The sequence below is a fragment of the Aquabacterium sp. genome (genome assembly GCF_014378415.1).
Taxonomy (GTDB): domain Bacteria; phylum Pseudomonadota; class Gammaproteobacteria; order Burkholderiales; family Burkholderiaceae_C; genus Aquabacterium.
Genome location: NZ_JACMNS010000150.1, coordinates 1 through 17,460, shown reverse-complemented (window position 1 = coordinate 17,460; position 17,460 = coordinate 1). Strand labels below are relative to the sequence as shown.

The following is a 17,460-nucleotide window of genomic DNA, read 5'->3' as shown; positions in this document are numbered from 1 at the left end:
TGGTCGCGCTATAAACCGGAGATGAGCGCTTCACCACCCCCGGCCCGGCCCACCTTGCAAGGCCTGCCTCCCCTCATCACGCCCGACACGCGGCTCGTGGTGCTGGGGAGCTTCCCCAGCATGGCCTCCTTGGCCCACCAGCAGTACTACGCCCACCCGCGCAATCAGTTCTGGCTCATCCTCTCAAAGCTGTGGGGATTGGTCGGCGCAGACGATCTGCGCCTTCAGCCGTATGAATGTCGCTTGGACGCGGCACGGGCCCACGGCCTGGGCATCTGGGATGTCTACGCCCATTGCCAGCGGCAAGGCAGCCTGGACAGCGCGATCGAGCAGGCGCAGCTCAATGAACTGCAACGCTTGCGTGAATGGGCGCCGGGCTTGCGGGGCATCGCGCACAACGGCGGCGAGTCCGCAAAACACATGCGCGTCACCCAGACACTGGGGCTGCCGGTCGTCAAGCTGCCATCGACCAGCGCGGCCAACGCATCCTGGTCATTCGACCGCAAGCTGGCGGCGTGGCGCGAGGTGCTCCAAGAGTTCGGGGTCCATCGGACGTAGTTCAAATGGCTGGGCCGTCGCATGGCTGCGCCGCGCGATCATGGCCCTGTTGACGGGCCTGGCCCTGATGCCGGTGGCTCAAGCCCACACTGGCAATCCGCACAGCCCGCGCCCCGTCGGCGGCCCCTGGTGGACGCGATCCTGAACAACCGGTGGCAATGGAAGCGGGGGCGTGCCGGCACATTGATGCGCGCCGCCATGCGGTAGCCTGTGGGCCTTGCCTTCAGGATTCAGCCCAGTGACCTCACTCAGCACGATCGACCCCAGCAACCTGCACCATCTGGTCCAGCAGTTTCCCCGGCCAGGTCGGCTGGACCGCATCATCCTGCGGCCCGAGCGGCACGCGCCCACGGTGCACGTCGACCGCGTTCAGGTGCTGATGGATCAAGGGCTGGCTGGCGACCGCGCCTCGGCGCGCAAGCCATCAGGCGCTGGCGGTAGTGGCAAACGTCAGGTCACCCTGATCCAGGCCGAGCACCTGCCTGTGATCGCGGCCTTCCTTGGCCTGGGCCTGGGCCAGGTCGATCCCATGCTGCTCAGGCGCAACCTGGTGGTGTCGGGCTTGAACCTGCTGGCCGCCCGCGCACTGTTCAAAAACGAGCCGATGGTGCTGTGCCTCGGCAACGAGGTGATGCTGGAAATCACCGGCCCGTGCGAGCCATGCTCGCGAATGGAAGCGCTGCTGGGCCCAGGCGGCTACAACGCGATGCGCGGACATGGCGGCATGAATGCCCGCGTGCTGGCAGGCGGGTCGATCAAGGTGGGCGATGCGGTCATGGCCAAACGCTCACCGCATGCCGACCAAGACGCACTTTTTTAAACCAGTTCACGCCTTGGTGATCCGCAAGCCCGCGTCCACCAACAGCACCTCGCCGGTGGTTTTGGCCGCGCCTGCGCCCAGCCACCAGGCCGCCTCGGCCACGTCCTCGGGGCTGAGCACGCTCTCAAGGGCGGCACGGGCCTTGTAGCCCTGCACCGACGCGGCATAGCGCGCCTCGCCCAAGCCGTTTTGCAACCAAGGGGTTTCAACCAAGCCCGGGGCCACGCCATTGACCCGGATCTCAGGGCCCAGGGCACGCGCCAGGCCCACCGTCATCGCGTTCAAGGCGCCTTTGGAGGCCATGTAGGCGATGGACGAGCCCACGCCCATCATCGACGCCACCGACGAGATGTTGACGATGCCCGCGCCCGGGTTCTGCTTCAACAAAGGCGCCAGGGCCCGGATCATTTGATAGGCGCCGACCACGTTGACGCTGTAGATGCGGTGAAAGTCATCGGCCTCCAGCCCATCCAGGTCTTTCAGCCCCACGAACTTGGTGGTGCCCGCGTTGTTGACCAGCACATCGGCCCGGCCAAAGCGGGCCTGGACCTCGGCCGCCAGGCGCACGCAATCTTCATTGAGCGCCACGTCGGCCTTGACGACCAGCACCTCGGCGCCCAGTGCGCGACAGTCTGCCGCCACGGCTTCAGCCGGCACCGGATCGCGCGAAAAATTGATCACCACGTCCCAGCCATGCTGAGCGTACAAACGCGCGGTGGACGCACCAATGCCGGACGACGAGCCGGTCACGACACAGACTTTTTTGCTCAAGATGATCTCTCCTGATGACCGCCACGCGCGGCCAGCAGAAGATCTTATGCCAGGCCGTCAGCGGCCGGAGGCGGCCCGACCAATGACCCGGAAAGCCGGGGCCAGGCGCACCTGCAGGGCATGGACCAGCCCCTGCCAGGAACCGCGCCGCGCTTGCTGCGACAGCGCCCGGGCCTTTTCGCCCCAGGTGTGCGAGTTGGAAACCTGGATGCCGGTCATGGCCCCGGTCCATTCGCAACTCTTGACGGTGTGCCAATCGCGGCCCAGGCGCACCACGCCGTCCTGGTCCATCAGCACCACCATTGATCCCTCGATCAAGGGCGCCGTCAAGCGGGCAAAAGCTTGGGTTCGGATCAAGTCGCGGGCCTGCGCGTCTGACAGGCCTTTCAGCAAATCGCCCAGCAGGCGCGCCAGCTCGGAGGTGTCGCTGAAAGCGGGATCTTGTGGGGCCAAGTGGGCAATGCTGCCGTTGTGCATCAACATCAGGCCTGGCCTGACGACGTAGGGGTGCGCCATGTCGTGGTTCACCTCGCCATACGTGGCCTTGCGCAGGTGAATGCAAGCCTCGACATGGGCGGGCAGGCGGCGGTTGTATTCAAGCAGCTCGTCAAAAGCCAAGCCTCGCGCCCAGACCACTTCGCCGTTCTGGACGAAGAAACCACCCCAGCCGTGGAAATTGCGTTCCCAGGCGTTCTTCAAAAAATCAGCGCAAATCGTGCGCCCGGCGGGCTTCTTGATGATGAGGCACATTGGTGTTCGAAAGGCAGGTCGACCATGCTTCTACAACTATGAAACAAAATGCTCAGGCCGACACCGTAAAGTACGCGACTTTTCGCGCCTTTACCAGAAGATTTAGGCAGAACCATGTGCAGCGCCCGCATCGCCAGCAGGTTTTGACCAACTCTGGTACCTTCGCGTCCAACACGATTCAGGAGACCCGAGCGTGACCAGTTTTGACGAACGCTTGCGCACGCTCTCGCCCGAGCGATTGAAAGGCATCCGCCGAGGCATCGAAAAAGAAAGCCTGCGCGTGCACCCTGATGGCCGCCTGGCCTTGACGCCCCACCCGGCCGCCCTGGGCTCGGCCTTGGCCAGCCCCAGCATCACCACCGATTTCAGCGAGTCACAGATTGAGCTGGTGACCGGTGCCCATGGCAGCGTGCAAGCCGCCATCGCCGAGCTGACGCAAATCCACCAGTTCGTCTACCGCTCATTGGCACAAACTGGCGACGAGCAGTTGTGGGTCAGTAGCATGCCCAGCATCCTGCCGGCCGATCAAGGCATCCCCATTGGCCACTACGGCACGTCGAACGTGGGCCAGGCCAAGAGCGTGTACCGCATCGGGTTGGCCAACCGCTATGGCCCGCGCATGCAGACCATCTCGGGCATCCATTACAACTGGTCGCTGCCCGGCATGTCCAACGAGGACTACTTCGCGCTGATCCGCAATTTCAGACGCCAGTCGTTTTTGCTGCTGCTGCTGTTTGGGGCCTCGCCCGCCGTCTGCCCCAGCTTTGTGGCGGGCCAGCAGCATGGCCTGGACACCTTGAGCGACCGCACGCTGTACTTGCCTTACGCCACCTCACTGCGCATGGGGCGGCTTGGCTACCAGAGCGATGCGCAATCGTCGCTCTCGGTCAGTTACAACGGCCTGGAAGGCTACGGCGCCTCGCTGCAAGATGCCCTCACGCGCAGCTACCCGCCTTATCAAGCCATCGGCATCCAGGGCCCGGAGGGCGACTACCGGCAACTGTCCACCACCTTGCTGCAGATCGAGAACGAGTTCTACGGCACCATCCGGCCCAAGCGCGTGATCTTCCCGGGTGAGCGCCCGCTGCACGCCCTGCGCGAGCGCGGTGTCGAATACGTGGAGGTGCGCTGCATGGACCTCAACCCCTTCCTGCCCGTCGGCATTGACGACAGCACGGCGCGCTTTTTGGACACCTTCCTGCTGCACTGCCTGTTGCTGGACAGCCCACCAGACACGGCCCCAGAGATCGCCGAGCTGGCGCGCAACCAGCACCGCACTGCCTCGCGCGGCCGCGAACCTGGCTTGACGCTGGAACGCCAAGGCCGCGAGGTGGTGCTGGCCGATTGGGCACGCGAGGTCATCCAGCAATGCGAGCCCATCGCCCAGGCCCTGGACGCGGCCCAGGGCGACCACGGCCACATGACAGCGTGGCAGGCAGCCCTGGACGCGCTGAACCACCCCGAAACGCTGCCCTCAGCCCGCGTGCTGACCGCCTTGATGCAAGCGCATGACAAGGTCTACGTGGATTTTGTTCGCGCGCAATCAACGCAGTCTCGGCAGACTTTGCTGGACGCGCCCTGGGATGCCGAACAGCAAGCGCACTTTGAGCTCATGGCGCGCGAGTCGATTCATGAGCAAGCCCGCATCGAAGCGGCAGACACCATGCCCTTCGAGATCTACCGGCGCGAGTACCTGGCCACCAAACGCCTGGGCACCGCGCGCAAAGACTGACCCGTCTTCAGGTGGACGAGCCGCCGCGTGCCGCCGCCGCGCGCAGCTTGTCTTTCTTGCTGGGACGCTGGCCCTTGACGCCGCCGTTCACGTCGGACACGGGCCCAGGGGCCGCCTCGACCGGCTCAAAACCAGGGATCTGCTCGCGCGGCACCCGCTCGCCCTGGCGCTTTTCAATCAGCCTGAAATGAGCTTCGGCATCTGGCGTGACAAAGCTGATGGCCACGCCACTTTGACCGGCCCGGCCAGTGCGGCCAATGCGGTGCGTGTAGTCCACCGCCGAGCGCGGCAGATCGTAGTTCACCACGGCCGGCAAACGTGCGACATCAATGCCCCGCGCCGCCACATCGGTGGCCACCACCACCTGCAGCCGCGACGCCTTGAAATCCGACAAAACCTGGGTGCGCGCGCCCTGACTGAGCTCGCCATGGAAAGCCTGCGCGTGGATGCCGGCCAGGCCCAGCTTGTGGCACACCAGCTCAGTCGCGTACTTGGTGGCCACGAAGACCAGCACCCGCGTCCAGCCTTGCTCTTTGATCAGGTGGCGCAGCAGGGGGGTGCGTTTGGCCGTGTCGACCTCGATCGCCCGCTGCAAGATGTCCGGCTTTTCTTCGGGCTCGGCCGCCACTTCGATGCGAACCGGGTCGCGCAGCAACTGATCGGCCAGGCTTTGAACCGCCGGCGGGAAGGTGGCTGAAAAAAACAGGTTCTGGCGCCGCGCTGGCAATTCTTCCAGCACGCGTGCCAACTCGTCGGCAAAGCCAAGGTCCAGCAGGCGATCGGCCTCGTCCAGCACCAAAGTTTGGACATCGCCCAACCTGAGCGCGTTGTGCTCGACCAAATCGAGCAAACGCCCGGGCGTGGCCACCACGATGTCGGCACCGCCGCGCAAACCCATCATCTGCGGATTGATGGAGACGCCACCGAAAAGAATGGCGATTTTCAAAGGCTCGGGCAGATACTGCGCCAGATTGCGGAAGGTGTCACCCACCTGAGCGGCCAACTCGCGGGTCGGCACCAGGATCAGGGCGTGGACCTGGCGCGGTCGATCGCGGCGGATATCCGACAGGCGCTGCAAGATGGGCAGGGCGAATGCCGCCGTTTTGCCCGAGCCGGTTTGCGCACAACCCAGCACGTCAGCGGCACGCAATGCTGCAGGAATGGCCCCGACCTGGATGGCCGTGGGCTCAAGATAAGCCCGTTCGCGGGTGGCGCGAACCAGGGCTGGGGACAAACCTAAAGACTCGAATGACATGAATGGCCGCGCCAGTTGCTGGATATGCCGAGGTTACCCGAGCAATGCGGCCATCCGGCCATTGATTCACTGGGGAGCAGGCGAGGGCATGTCGGCCTTGGGCATCTCATGCTTGTGCATGCGTTTGTGATGCCGCTTGGCCTGGTGCTTGGGGCCCGCCGCTGTGGGCTCGGCCGCGTTGATGGCCGCGTCCTGCTTGTCTTTCAGCTCCTGGGCATGGCGCTCGACCTCGGCCACCTTGTCCTGGTCGGTGTTCATGACGATTTCCCGACCGGACGGCTCCGCCTGCGCAAACACCGCCGCAGACGACAACAAGCTGATGAGAAGAATTGAAAGCTTTTTCATATGGGGGCCTCTCTCTTGATGTGGGAAACAACCATGGTGGATCGACCATGGACGACAGACATTCGGACACGACCTCGCCTGCCCGTAGGACATCTCCGACATCCGCTGCGTTCTGACGCGCCTTCTACCTGACCCCCATTGTTTCGGGGTGGGAACAACCCCGGATTCAAGGGTTACCACCCGAGGCTCGTTATTCGTTCCGCGAGACATTCATCACAGCAGTTAGCCCATCAACAACAACCCAAGGAATCAAGCCATGACATCGATTTTCTCCATGCGTGCTGTTTGCGCCGCCGTTGCAGTCGCTGGCGCCGCCGTGATCGCCGCCCCTGCTGCCCAAGCAGCCACCACCACCACCGGCTCCCAGACCAAGTACCCCCTGGTGCTGGTGCACGGCTTCATCGGTTTTGACAACATCCTGGGCATCCAGTATTTCTACAACATCCCCAACAGCCTGCGCAAGGACGGCGCCACCGTCTACGTGGCCTCGGTGAACCCGTCGCAAACCACCGAATTCCGTGGTGAAGAGCTGGTGAGGCAACTCCAGCAATGGGCCGCCGCAGACGGCGTCAAGAAGTTCAACCTGATCGGTCACAGCCATGGCGGCCCCACCGTTCGCTACGCAGCGGGCACGGTGCCTTCCCTGGTGGCCAGCGTGACCACGGTCGCGGGCACCCATTTCGGCAGCAAGGTCGCTGACGTCATCCTGGCCGGCACCACGCCTGACGGCACCTTTGACAAAGTCGCCACCGGTGGTCTGCAACTGATCGGCTGGCTGTCCGGCAATGGCACCTACAAGCAAGCTGACCTGCTGACCGCCCTCGGCGCCTTGAGCACCCCTGGTGCCGCGGCCTTCAACGCCAAGTACCCCGCAGGCGCCCCTACCAGCGATTGCGGTCAAGGTCCTGAAGTGGCCAGCGTCAATGGCAACAGCATCCGCTGGTATTCGATCTCCGGCACAGCCGTCAAGACCAACGCTTGGGACATCTCCGACGTGCTGCTGGCCTACACCGGCGACTACTTCAAGGGCGAAGCCAACGACGGCCTGGTCAGCCAGTGCTCCAGCCATTGGGGCAAGGTCATCAAGGACAACTACCACTGGAACCACCTGGACGAAGTCAACCAAGTCCTGGGCACCATTGGCAAGGGCGATCCTGATCCAGTCGCTTTCTACAAGCAACAAGCCAGCCGCCTGAAGGCTTTGGCGCTGTAATTTCCTCTCAGTACCGCCGGGGGGCCAATTTCACGCGAAGTTGGCCCTTTTTCAATTCAATGGGAATGTCCGATGCAAACACGCAAAGCTTGGGTCGCAGGCTTGACCGCAGCCGTGGTGGGCGGTGGGGCCTGGCTGCTGTGGCAGCAGGGCGCGGTGACGTCAAAATCCGACTCGTCACCATCGCACGCCGAAGGTGAAAGCACCTGGCAAATCGCCGACGCCGGTCGCGCCTTTGGTCTGGGGGCCGCCAAGCCCGCTTCGCCAGTGCGCTCCCCCGACGAAGTACGCCGTCGCTTGTTCAAAGAAGGCTCGTTCGCGGGCACCGAGGCCGCCGGCAGTTGGTGCGTGGCCGAGCAAAAGCTCAAACCCTGTGGCGAGTTGCGCAGCCGTTTCGAGTACTACGTGCTGGGCCTGGGCGAAGTCACCATTGAAGAAATTCGCAGCCTGATCCAGGACGAAGCCAAACGCGAGAACGGTGCCCAACTGGCCGGCGAAATCATGGCCGTCTGGGACAAGTACTGGCAGGTTCGCACCTACGACTGGCGCAACAAGTTCGTCCAGTCCGACCGTGCCACCTGGAAGCCGGTGTTTGAAGAGCAGCGCTCCGTGCGGCGCCAGGTTCTGGGTGCGCCCTGGGCCGAGGCGTTCTTCAAGGACGACGAGAAGCACTTCGAGGACTACTACGCCCAATTGGAATCAGGCCAACCGCCTCCACCCGATCCGGGTGAGCCCGTGCCCCAGATGGCGCCTGGCAAGGACCCGGCCGCCGTGCGCGCCGAACGCGTGGCCCGCTATGGCGAGGCCGCGGCCGATCGGCTGGCCAAGGCCGACGAGGAGTGGGCGCAGTGGGAAGCGCGCCTGAGCGGCGCCCAGCGCGAGTGGGAACGTCTGCAAAAGGCATCCAACCTGTCGGATGCACAACGCAAGGCCGAGATCGTCAGCTACGTGAAATCCAACTTCGCGCCCGACGAGCAAATGCGCGTGCAGGCCCTGTTGCGCATCTGAGCCTCACACCGTTCGTCATCAAGGCCGGCGCGGACGACCCCGCGTCTGCCACAAAGGCTTCTTGCCTTTGAGGTGGCTCTCAATGCCATCGTTGAGGCGGCCGCGCAGGTCTACCACGCGGTCCAAGTGTCCGTAGACGTTGGGAAAGCGCAGGTCCAGCCAAAGCCACAGGGTGCAAGAGCGCAGGGCTTGCTCCATGCGCTCCAGGCGGCTGTGCTCATCCACGTCCTCCAGGAACCAGGGGCTGCCCGCCTCGCCCGTGAGCGCGTGGTAATGCGTCCAGTTCAGGAACTCCTGCACCTGGGATTCGGTGCGGGTGTCCACCGGCGCCTGGGCGTAGATGAAGCGTTCGCGCAATGTCAGCTTGCCAGCGCTGGCGTCAAGCTGTGCGGCCAGGTCCAGCATCTGCTCGAGTTCGGCCACCGCAAAGTGGGCGTCGTCCAGCTCCAGCTGTTCCATGAAGATGCCGAGCACGTCGCGCAAGCGGTCTTTCTTCAGGCGCGTGGCGATGGTCTCGACGTGCCACCAGTTGGGCGCCACGGGGGCTTTGAAATCAATCGGCGCTTTGGGCTGCTTGGGCAGCAAGTCGCGCAGCATGCGCAATGCCGTGGGTTCGGCCTCCTTGAGCACGCCGACGAAGCCTTCGTCGTGCATGCCGAAACGCCCTGCCCGGCCCGCGATCTGGTGGACCTCGGACACGGTGAGCGGCCGGTCGGTCTGGCCGTCGTACTTGACCATGGTGCTGAACAGCACGCGCCGGATCGGCAGGTTCAGACCCATGCCGATGGCGTCGGTGGCCACCAGCACGTGCGACTCACCCTGAGCAAAGCGCTCGGCCTCGCGGCGGCGCACCTCAGGCGGCAAAGCGCCGTAGATCACCGACACGGTCTTGCCATTGGCGGCGATCTGGTCGCGCAGCATCAGCACTTCGCGGCGGCTGAAAGCCACCACGGCATCGCCTTTTTTCAGGGCATTGATGGACAGGGGCGCGGGCAACAGTTGCACGTGCTGCTTGCGCTCAAAGTGCTTGACCTCGCAGTCCTCGCCACACAGGCGCAGCAGGTTCTGGATGGCGGGCACGGCGTAGGCCGAGCAGATGATGATGACCTCGTCGGCCGGCACGGCCACGATGGCCTGGGTCCAGGCCCAGCCACGGAAGGCATCGAAAATCATCTGCGCTTCGTCGATGACGGCGACTTCGATGGGCTCGTTGGTGCCGACCATTTCGATGGTGCTGGACACGACCGCGGCGCCGTCGGCCGGCACGCTTTCTTCACCGGTCAGCAGCGAGCAGGCCACGCCGCGCCCTTGCAGCCGGTCACGGCCTTCCAGGGCCAGCAGGCGCAGCGGCGCCAGGTAGGCCCCCTTGCTGGCCTTGGCCAGGCGCTCGAAGGCGGCGTGGGTCTTGCCGCTGTTGGGCGGCCCCACATACAGGGTGACCTTGCGCTGCAGTTGGCGCGCTTTCTGGAAGGTGTCGGGGTAGCCATCAAAGGCCAGTTGGTCGTTCAGGTCGTCCAGGGTGTCGAGCTCGGCTTCGTGGTGCTCCCAGCGCTCCAGGGCGCGGGTGCACGCGGCCTTGAGGGCATCAAACGGCTGGGGGGTACCGCACTCGGCCTGCAGCCGCGGCAGCAAGGAGGCCATCTGGCGCGGGTTACTCACCTTGGCCCGGGCCAGCAGCGCTTGCAGGTGGGCCAGCAGCTCATCGGCATGCCCGTAGGCTGGTGGCGTGCCCAGGCTTTTGATCAACGCGGGCTTGTCGCCGGTTCGGTAAAAGTCCCAGACCTGCTCGGCATCGATGGGCACTTTGAAGGACACCACCACTTTCCAGCCCTGATCAGGCACGGCCAAGGTCTGGCTGATCAGCCTGTCCCAATCATGGCCGCGTCGGAACAGCCCGAGCGCCTCCAGCGCCGTGGCTCGGTCGAGCATGACCGTGCGCACTTCGCGGCCGCCACCGATGGCATCCAGGTGGCGCAGGGCGAGGTCCATCAACTCGGGCGCAATCCAGCGGCTGGGCCGCGCGCCAGACACGGCCTTTTGCAGCAGGATCAGGCCCTGGCCATCCAGGTAGTCCTCGAAATTCGGGGTGTTCTCGGGGATGAAATCGGCCGGTTTGACCACCTGCGGCAGGTTGTAGGCGGCCTGGCGGATGCGGCCGATTTGTTCGGCATTCAGGTGCGGGGGAACGCGGCTGGCGTGGCGGGGAATGGGCAGGCTGCGGGGATCGGGAGCGGTGGCGGACATGGAGGCGGTGCGTGTCCCCGGTCAAGGGGAAAAGAGGGTGGCGATGTCGCCAGGGGAAAGGGGTATTGTCCGCTCAGGCGCGAATCAGGGTTTGAAGGCGGGGCAAAGCCTGGAGCGCGTTGGCCGTGGTGAGGTCGCGGGCCTGCTCCAGCGACCAGCCGCGCAAGGCGGCCAGGGTCTGCGCGATGCGGGGCAACTCGGCGGGCTCGTTGCGGCTGGAGATGCCCTTGGCGCGGTCTTTTTCCAGCACGTACAGCCAGTGGGGCGGGATGTCGGGTGCGTCGGTTTCCAGCACGATGGCATCACCGGGCAGATCAGCGGCCAGGCGCCGGATCTGCAAGGCGCGGTCAAAAGTCATGGCACCGCCGAAGCCCAGTTTGAAGCCCAGGTCGATGAAGGCCTGCGCTTGTTGGGCACTGCCGTTGAAGGCGTGCGCGATGCCCCCTTGTATCGCCTTGCCTTGTTGCTTCAGCCGCCGCAGGTGCTTGAGCAGGTCGTCGGCGCTGCGGCGCACGTGCACGATCACGGGCAGCTCAAACTCCACGGCCAGCGCCAGTTGCGCGGCATAGATGCGGTCCTGCAAGGCGTTGCTGGCTTCGTCTTTCAAGCTGAGGGCAAAGTGGTCCAGGCCGATCTCACCGATGGCCACCAGGCGCGGGTCGGCGTGGTGCTGTTGCAGGGCGGCCCGCAATTGGTCGATGGCGTCGTCACCTGCTTGTTTGACGAACAAGGGGTGGATGCCGAGGGCGTAGGTGCCATGGCATTGCAAGGCGGCCTGGCGGGCGGCTTCGAAGGTGGAGGGCATGACGGCCGGCACGACGATCATCCCGACGCCCGCTTGCGAGGCGCGTTCGATCACGGCTTGGCGGTCGGCGTCGAACTCGGGGGCGTCAAGGTGGCAATGGGTGTCGATCCACATGGTCGGGCTAGTGTAGTGTTCGACGGTTGTTGGCGTTTTTCTGTGTGGCGCGGGGCGCGCGCTGCCCAGACAAAGCACTCCAACCCAAGCACGCCCCAAAAATCCAGTGCGTCTGCGCAGAAGGCGCCATCTTCAAGGTACCTTTCTCGACAATGGTGGGCGCCAGGTCCAGTGAGGCGCTTGCCGCTGGTCGCTTCGGCCGTCTTCTGTCAAAGAAACTGCGCGTTGAATCGGTGCGCTCAGGCCGCCAGACGGCCCTGGACCAGCCGCAGGTAGCGGTCACATCGGTGGGCCAGACTGTCATCGTGCGTGACCATGACGAAGGCAGTACCTTGCTCCTTGGCCACCTGCAGCATCAGGTCGAAGACGCCATCGGCGGTGCCCCGGTCCAGGTTGCCGGTGGGCTCGTCGGCCAGCACGCAGGCAGGTTGGCTGACCAAGGCTCGGGCCACGGCCACGCGTTGGCGCTCCCCGCCCGACAACTCAGACGGACGGTGCTCGCCGCGCAATGACAAGCCCACACGGGCCAGCATGGCCATGGCCCGCTGGCGCGCCTCAGGCAACGACAGGCGCCGGATCAACAGCGGCATGGCCACGTTGTCCACGGCCGAGAACTCAGGCAGCAAATGGTGGAACTGGTAGATGAAGCCCAGGTGCTGGTTGCGCCAGCCGCCTTGCTGCGCCGCGTTGAGCTGCGAGAAATCGCGGCCCATCAGTTGCACGCGACCGGAGGTGGGCGCCTCCAGCCCCCCCAGCAAATGCAGCAGCGTGCTCTTGCCCGATCCCGATGCACCGACGATGGACAGGACCTCACCCCGCGAGATGGTCAGGTCCACGCCCTGCAGCACCGTCACGTCCAGCGGGCCTTCGGTGAAGCGTTTGGTCAGGCCCTGCGCGTGCAGGATCAAATCGGGCGACGACAACATGGGCTCATTCATAACGCAAAGCCTCGGCGGGCTGGACTCGGCTGGCGCGCCAGCTGGGGTAGATCGTGGCCAGGAAAGACAGCACCAGCGAGATCACGGCAATCGGCACGATGTCACCGGCTTGCGGATCGCTGGGCATGCGGCTGATCAGGTAGATGCTGCCCGGCAGAAAGTGCACGCCCAACAAATGCTCGATGAACTGCACGATGGCGCCCACATTGAAGGCCACCAGCAGGCCCAGGCCCAGGCCGCTCAGCGTGCCCAGGATGCCCGACAGCGCGCCCTGCACCATGAAGATCCCCATGATGGAGCCTGGCGTGGCGCCCAGGGTGCGCAAGATGGCGATGTCGGCGCGCTTGTCGGTCACCGTCATCACCAAGGTTGAAACCAGGTTGAAAGCGGCCACGGCCACGATCAAGGTCAGGATGATGAACATCATGCGTTTTTCAACCTGCACGGCATCGAACCAGTTGCGGTTGGTGCGCGTCCAGTCGTTGACGACCACATCACTGCCCAGCGACACGGCCAACTCGCCGGCCACCACGCGGGCGTCTTGCGAATCCTTGAGCTTGAGCTGCACCGCGGTGAGACCGCCCGTGCGGAACAACTTCGCGGCATCGTCGGCGTGCATCAGCACCAGGCCGTTGTCGTATTCATAGTGGCCCGCATTGAAAGTGCCCACCACGGTGACCTGCTTGATGCGCGGCACCACGCCTGCAGGCGTGTCCTGGCCACTGGGGGCCACCAAGGTGATGGGATCGCCCACGCGCACATTCATGCCGTTGGCCAACTCGGCGCCAATCACCACGCCCCAACTGCCCGGCGTCAGCAAAGCCATGGTGGACTTCATCTGCGCAGCCAAAGGCGTTACCGTGATCTCTTCGTCGGGCACGATGCCGCGCACCATGGTGCCGCGCATGTTCTCGCCCCGCGCGATCAAGGCTTGTGCCGGCACGAAAGGCGCCGCACCAATCACCTGCGGATTCTGGCGGGCCCTGGCCGCCAAGGCCTTCCAGTCGTCCAGCGGACCGCCATGCGCGTCGTAGATCTCGACGTGGGCAATCACGGACAGCATGCGGTCGCGAACCTCCTTCTGGAAGCCGTTCATCACCGACAAAACGATGATGAGCGCCGCCACGCCCAGGGCAATGCCCAGGACGGACACACCCGAGATGAAAGAGATAAAGCCATTGCGGCGGGCACCTCGGCCGGCGCGGGTGTAGCGCCAACCAACTCGCCATTCATAGGGAAGGTTCATGGTGGGCGAAGTGTACTCACTTGATAATCCCCGGATGCCCGCCTCGATTCCCTCTCAGCATTTGATCCTGCCTTTCGCGGCCAGCCTGTCCGAACCTTGCCAGCAGGCCCTGCCCCGGCTGGACGACGCCCAGCAGTTACCTCACCTGCACCAACTCCTGGGGCGGTTAACCCATTCCCAGCGCCTGGATGGCGATGAGTACGCCCGGGCCATGCCCCACGAGCGCGTTTTGGCTTCGCGCCTGGGCTGGGGCGACCTGGCCGACGGCACCTTGCCCTGGGCGGCCTGGCAGGCGCAGGCCAGCGGCATCGCCACCGAAGGCCTGGCCTGGGGCCTCCTGAGCCCCTGCCACTGGCTGATGGGCCGCGAAACCCTGACCCTGCTCGACCCCGATGAACTGCGCCTGACAGACGCAGAGGCCCGCGCTTTCCTGGAGGTTTTAAGCCCCTGGTTCGAAGAGGAGGGCTGGACCCTGCTCTACGCCAACCCGACCCGCTGGTACGCCGCCCACCCCTCGCTGACCAGCCTGCCCACCGCTTCGCTGGACCGGGTCATTGGCCGCAACCCCGATGTGTGGATGCCCGACCACCCGCAAGCCCGCCTGATCAAGCGCCTGCAAAACGAAGTGCAGATGCTGATGTACGAGCACCCGCTCAACGCGCCGCGCGAGGCGGCCGGCCAATTGACCGTCAACTCCTTCTGGCTGAGCGGCACCGGGCAATTGCCCAGCCAAGCCACGCCAACCTTGCCCGAAGGCACAGAGTTGGTGATCGATTTGCGCGCCCCCTTGCTCGCCAGCAACCTGGCCGACTGGATTGCCACCTGGCATGCGCTGGACGGCACCGTGTTGAAAGCCGCCTGCGCCGCGCTGGACGCCGGCCAAACCATTGAGCTGACGCTGTGCGGCGAGCGCAGCGCCATCACCTTGAGCGCCCCCGCTGCGCCCTCTTTCTCGCAGCGCCTGATCAGCCGCGCCCAGCGCTGGCTGGGCCGCCCCGGCACCTTGCCTTCGGCCCTGCTCGCCACACTTTGAACTGGCCCCATCCCGCCCCATGAAAATCACCGCCAGAGACGTCCCCGCCCGCACCACCTGGGCGCTTGAGCAAGCCGGCGTGCACCCGCTGCTGGCGCGCCTGTTCGCCTCGCGCGGCGTGCGCCACGTCGATGAACTGGACGATGCCCCTGCCAAACTGCTGCCGCCCAGCGAGCTGAAAGGCGCGCTGGAAGCCGCTCGCCTGTTGGCCGATGCCATCGAGCAAAACCAGCACATCTGCATCGTGGCCGACTACGACTGCGACGGCGCCACCGCCTGCGCCGTGGGCTTGCGCGGCTTGAAGATGCTGGGCGCCCTGCCCGGCCAGATCAGCTTCGTGGTGCCCGACCGGGCCCTGCACGGCTATGGCCTCACGCCACCCATCGTGGAGATGGTGCACGCCAAGCAGGCCAAGGTGCTGATGACCGTGGACAACGGCATGGCCAGCCACGAAGCCGTGGACCGTGCCCATGCCCTGGGCATCCAGGTCGTCATCACCGACCACCACTTGCCCGTGGTCAACGCGGATGGCCAGGTCAGCCTGCCGCTGGCCGACGTGATCGTGAACCCCAACCAGCCCGATTGCCCCTTTGCCAGCAAGGCGTTGGTGGGCGTGGGCGTGATGTTCTACGTGCTGCTGGCCCTGCGCGCCGAACTCCGCCAACGCGGCGCCTTCGATGCCGCCAACCAGCCCCGCATCGACAGCCTGCTTGACCTGGTGGCACTGGGCACCGTGGCCGATGTGGGCCGCCTGGACGCCAACAACCGCCGACTGGTCAGCCTGGGCCTCAAACGCATCCGCTCGGGCCGCATGCAGCCGGGCATCGCGGCGCTGTTTGTCGCGGCGGGGCGCGATCCCGTCAAAGCTTCGAGCCAGGACTTCGGTTTCGCCCTGGGGCCCCGTGTGAACGCGGCGGGCCGCCTGGCCGAGATGGGCCTGGGCATCGAATGCCTGCTGACCGATGATGTGGGCCGCGCGCAAGAACTGGCCCAGCAACTGGACGCCATCAACCGCGAACGCCGCGAGCTGGAAACCGGCATGCGCGAGCAAGCCGAAGCGCTGCTCGAATCACTGATGCCCGAAGACGAACCGCCGCCCGCCATCGCCATCTTCGATCCGGAATTTCACGAAGGCGTGGTGGGCATCGTCGCCTCGCGCCTGAAAGACCGCCAGCACCGCCCCACCTTCGTGTTCGCCTTGGGCCAGGACGGCCTGCTCAAAGGCTCGGGCCGGTCGATCCCCGGCTTTCATTTGCGCGATGCGCTCGACTTGGTCAGCAAACGCCACCCGGGTTTGCTGAAGAAGTTCGGCGGCCACGCCATGGCGGCCGGCTGCACCATCCTGGAGGAAGATTTCGACACCTTCGAGCAAGCCATCATGCTGGTCGCCCACGAGGGCCTGGACCCCAGCCTGCTGGCGCGCCAGATCAGCACAGACGGCCCGTTGGAAACGCAATGGTTCACGCCTGAGACGGCATCGGCACTGGAGCAAACGGTGTGGGGGCCGGGCTTTGACACACCCGTCTTCAGCGACGCGGTCGAGGTGATCAGCCAGCGCCTGGTCGGCACGCGCCACATGAAGCTGAGCCTGCGGGTGCAAGGCCAGGTGCGCGATGGCATCTGGTTTGGGCGCACGGAACCGCTGCCCGACAAAGTGCACCTGGCGTTTCGCATCGGCCTGGACGAATACCAGGGACGCCAGCGCGTTCAGATCATGGTGGAAGGTTTGGCGGACGCCTAGAATTTTCGTTCCAGAAATTGCCGATAGGCCTGTTCGCCAGCAAAGCTGTATCGGGCTGCTGCATCTTGCTGTGCCAGCGCCCCCCCTCCATGCCTGACACCGTGCGGCGGCCTAACCCTACCAGCACTTCCCAGCCGGGCTGCGCCGCCAAGGATTGGGCAATGCGGCGAAACTGGCCAGGGAAGTTCTGGTGGATGAAGAGGATGCGCATGGTTGCTTCGCTGAGGGGCCTTATGCCCAGTTGGCCGCGATCACCGGGTTGAGGGACGTTTGGTAGTTGGCTGGCAAGGTGGTCTGGCCCGCCGCAGGTGGCGTGAACCCGGCCATGGCATTGACCAGATTCTCTACCTTGCTGGCGATCAGTGCCTTGCCGTCCGACAGCTTCACGCTCTCGACCTGGTTGGCTACCGCCGTGTACCAGTTGTTAATGGTGAACTTGTCGGTGGTGCCGATCACCGACAGTTCCAGGTTATTGCCCACATGGCGCAGCCACAATTGGTCGGCGGTGACGCCGACCAGCACGCTGAGTTGGTCGGTGCCGCCGGCATCGCTCAAGGTGTCCGCGCCCTCGCCTCGACCCCAGATGTAGGTGTCGTTGGATGTGCCCGAAGCGGCCACCAATGCATCGGCGCCCAATCCGCCACGGTAGGTGTCGTTGCCCCCTCCGCCTGCCAATGTGTTGGCACCACTGTTGCCCGTCAGCACATTGCTGGAAGCATTCCCCGTGCCGTTGATGCTGCCTGCCCCTGTGAGGGTGAGGTTCTCGACGCCCTGTGTGAACCGTTGATCAACGGAGTAAGAAACACTGGACTTGACCTCATCCGCAGTGCCGTTGGCGGCCCCAGCGAACTCATAGACCAGATCATCGATCGAGTTGACGATGTAGG

Annotated in this window: 16 protein-coding genes; 7 read left to right on the top strand and 9 right to left on the bottom strand. The window is 64.9% G+C overall.

Annotated features, from left to right (window positions below):
• Window positions 1–21: 21 nt before the first annotated feature.
• Both H7225_RS13525 and H7225_RS13520 read left to right on the top strand, forming a co-directional pair.
• Complete coding sequence (locus H7225_RS13525; RefSeq protein WP_290662660.1) at window positions 22–558, top strand: DNA-deoxyinosine glycosylase; 537 nt, start codon at window positions 22–24, stop codon at window positions 556–558.
• A 238-nt stretch (window positions 559–796) separates the two neighbouring features.
• Complete coding sequence (locus H7225_RS13520; protein WP_290662658.1) at window positions 797–1,378, top strand: MOSC domain-containing protein; 582 nt, start codon at window positions 797–799, stop codon at window positions 1,376–1,378.
• Window positions 1,379–1,384: 6 nt separating this feature from the next.
• Here the strand turns inward: H7225_RS13520 and H7225_RS13515 are convergent, their stop codons facing one another.
• Together H7225_RS13515 and H7225_RS13510 are read right to left on the bottom strand one after the other, a co-directional pair.
• Complete coding sequence (locus H7225_RS13515; protein WP_290662656.1) at window positions 1,385–2,149, bottom strand: SDR family oxidoreductase; 765 nt, start codon at window positions 2,147–2,149, stop codon at window positions 1,385–1,387.
• A gap of 57 nt (window positions 2,150–2,206) precedes the next feature.
• Window positions 2,207–2,899 carry a hypothetical protein gene (locus H7225_RS13510; RefSeq protein WP_290662654.1) on the bottom strand — a complete coding sequence of 231 codons (693 nt, stop codon included), beginning with the start codon at window positions 2,897–2,899 and terminating at the stop codon, window positions 2,207–2,209.
• Between the two features lie 193 nt (window positions 2,900–3,092).
• Between H7225_RS13510 and gshA the strand changes: the two genes are divergently transcribed.
• Window positions 3,093–4,631: a glutamate--cysteine ligase gene (gene gshA / locus H7225_RS13505; protein ID WP_290662652.1), complete on the top strand. Its 1,539-nt coding sequence runs from the start codon at window positions 3,093–3,095 to the stop codon at window positions 4,629–4,631.
• Between the two features lie 7 nt (window positions 4,632–4,638).
• Here the strand turns inward: gshA and H7225_RS13500 are convergent, their stop codons facing one another.
• Together H7225_RS13500 and H7225_RS13495 are read right to left on the bottom strand one after the other, a co-directional pair.
• Window positions 4,639–5,886 (bottom strand): DEAD/DEAH box helicase, encoded by a 1,248-nt coding sequence (locus H7225_RS13500; RefSeq protein WP_290662650.1) that lies wholly within the window; start codon window positions 5,884–5,886, stop codon window positions 4,639–4,641.
• Window positions 5,887–5,952: 66 nt separating this feature from the next.
• Window positions 5,953–6,231 carry a hypothetical protein gene (locus H7225_RS13495; RefSeq protein WP_290662648.1) on the bottom strand — a complete coding sequence of 93 codons (279 nt, stop codon included), beginning with the start codon at window positions 6,229–6,231 and terminating at the stop codon, window positions 5,953–5,955.
• A 256-nt stretch (window positions 6,232–6,487) separates the two neighbouring features.
• On the opposite strand from H7225_RS13495, the gene H7225_RS13490 reads away from it, so the two are divergent.
• On the top strand, window positions 6,488–7,444 hold the full coding sequence (locus H7225_RS13490) for a triacylglycerol lipase (protein ID WP_290662646.1): 957 nt from the start codon (window positions 6,488–6,490) through the stop codon (window positions 7,442–7,444).
• 72 nt (window positions 7,445–7,516) lie between these two features.
• Window positions 7,517–8,452, top strand: a complete 936-nt coding sequence (locus H7225_RS13485; protein WP_290662645.1) for a lipase secretion chaperone — start codon at window positions 7,517–7,519, stop codon at window positions 8,450–8,452.
• 18 nt (window positions 8,453–8,470) lie between these two features.
• Here the strand turns inward: H7225_RS13485 and H7225_RS13480 are convergent, their stop codons facing one another.
• From H7225_RS13480 to H7225_RS13465, 4 genes are all read right to left on the bottom strand, one after another.
• The gene (locus H7225_RS13480) at window positions 8,471–10,696 is read right to left on the bottom strand and encodes a helicase-related protein (RefSeq protein ID WP_290662643.1); all 2,226 of its coding nucleotides are present in this window, start codon (window positions 10,694–10,696) and stop codon (window positions 8,471–8,473) included.
• A gap of 73 nt (window positions 10,697–10,769) precedes the next feature.
• Complete coding sequence (locus H7225_RS13475) at window positions 10,770–11,615, bottom strand: TatD family hydrolase (RefSeq protein WP_290662641.1); 846 nt, start codon at window positions 11,613–11,615, stop codon at window positions 10,770–10,772.
• Between the two features lie 239 nt (window positions 11,616–11,854).
• On the bottom strand, window positions 11,855–12,553 hold the full coding sequence (lolD, locus tag H7225_RS13470; protein ID WP_290662639.1) for a lipoprotein-releasing ABC transporter ATP-binding protein LolD: 699 nt from the start codon (window positions 12,551–12,553) through the stop codon (window positions 11,855–11,857).
• Window positions 12,546–13,799 (bottom strand): lipoprotein-releasing ABC transporter permease subunit, encoded by a 1,254-nt coding sequence (locus H7225_RS13465; RefSeq protein ID WP_290662637.1) that lies wholly within the window; start codon window positions 13,797–13,799, stop codon window positions 12,546–12,548. Before H7225_RS13465 ends, lolD begins: the two co-directional genes overlap by 8 nt.
• Window positions 13,800–13,833: 34 nt before the next feature.
• On the opposite strand from H7225_RS13465, the gene H7225_RS13460 reads away from it, so the two are divergent.
• Complete coding sequence (locus tag H7225_RS13460; RefSeq protein WP_290662635.1) at window positions 13,834–14,832, top strand: hypothetical protein; 999 nt, start codon at window positions 13,834–13,836, stop codon at window positions 14,830–14,832.
• Between the two features lie 19 nt (window positions 14,833–14,851).
• Window positions 14,852–16,573, top strand: a complete 1,722-nt coding sequence (gene recJ / locus H7225_RS13455; protein ID WP_290662633.1) for a single-stranded-DNA-specific exonuclease RecJ — start codon at window positions 14,852–14,854, stop codon at window positions 16,571–16,573.
• Window positions 16,574–16,804: 231 nt separating this feature from the next.
• On the opposite strand, the gene H7225_RS13450 is transcribed toward recJ, so the two are convergent.
• The coding region (locus tag H7225_RS13450) for a calcium-binding protein (RefSeq protein WP_290662631.1) at window positions 16,805–17,460 on the bottom strand (656 nt) is incomplete at its 5' end.

Coding starts and splice junctions, on each gene's coding strand:
- H7225_RS13525 (WP_290662660.1), top strand. CDS start 22: ATGAGCGCTTCACCACCCCCGGCCCGGCCCACCTTGCAAGGCCTGCCT.
- H7225_RS13510 (WP_290662654.1), bottom strand. CDS start 2,899: ATGTGCCTCATCATCAAGAAGCCCGCCGGGCGCACGATTTGCGCTGAT.
- H7225_RS13500 (WP_290662650.1), bottom strand. CDS start 5,886: ATGTCATTCGAGTCTTTAGGTTTGTCCCCAGCCCTGGTTCGCGCCACC.
- H7225_RS13495 (WP_290662648.1), bottom strand. CDS start 6,231: ATGAAAAAGCTTTCAATTCTTCTCATCAGCTTGTTGTCGTCTGCGGCG.
- H7225_RS13490 (WP_290662646.1), top strand. CDS start 6,488: ATGACATCGATTTTCTCCATGCGTGCTGTTTGCGCCGCCGTTGCAGTC.
- H7225_RS13485 (WP_290662645.1), top strand. CDS start 7,517: ATGCAAACACGCAAAGCTTGGGTCGCAGGCTTGACCGCAGCCGTGGTG.
- H7225_RS13480 (WP_290662643.1), bottom strand. CDS start 10,696: ATGTCCGCCACCGCTCCCGATCCCCGCAGCCTGCCCATTCCCCGCCAC.
- H7225_RS13475 (WP_290662641.1), bottom strand. CDS start 11,615: ATGTGGATCGACACCCATTGCCACCTTGACGCCCCCGAGTTCGACGCC.
- lolD (WP_290662639.1), bottom strand. CDS start 12,553: ATGAATGAGCCCATGTTGTCGTCGCCCGATTTGATCCTGCACGCGCAG.
- H7225_RS13465 (WP_290662637.1), bottom strand. CDS start 13,799: ATGAACCTTCCCTATGAATGGCGAGTTGGTTGGCGCTACACCCGCGCC.
- H7225_RS13460 (WP_290662635.1), top strand. CDS start 13,834: ATGCCCGCCTCGATTCCCTCTCAGCATTTGATCCTGCCTTTCGCGGCC.
- recJ (WP_290662633.1), top strand. CDS start 14,852: ATGAAAATCACCGCCAGAGACGTCCCCGCCCGCACCACCTGGGCGCTT.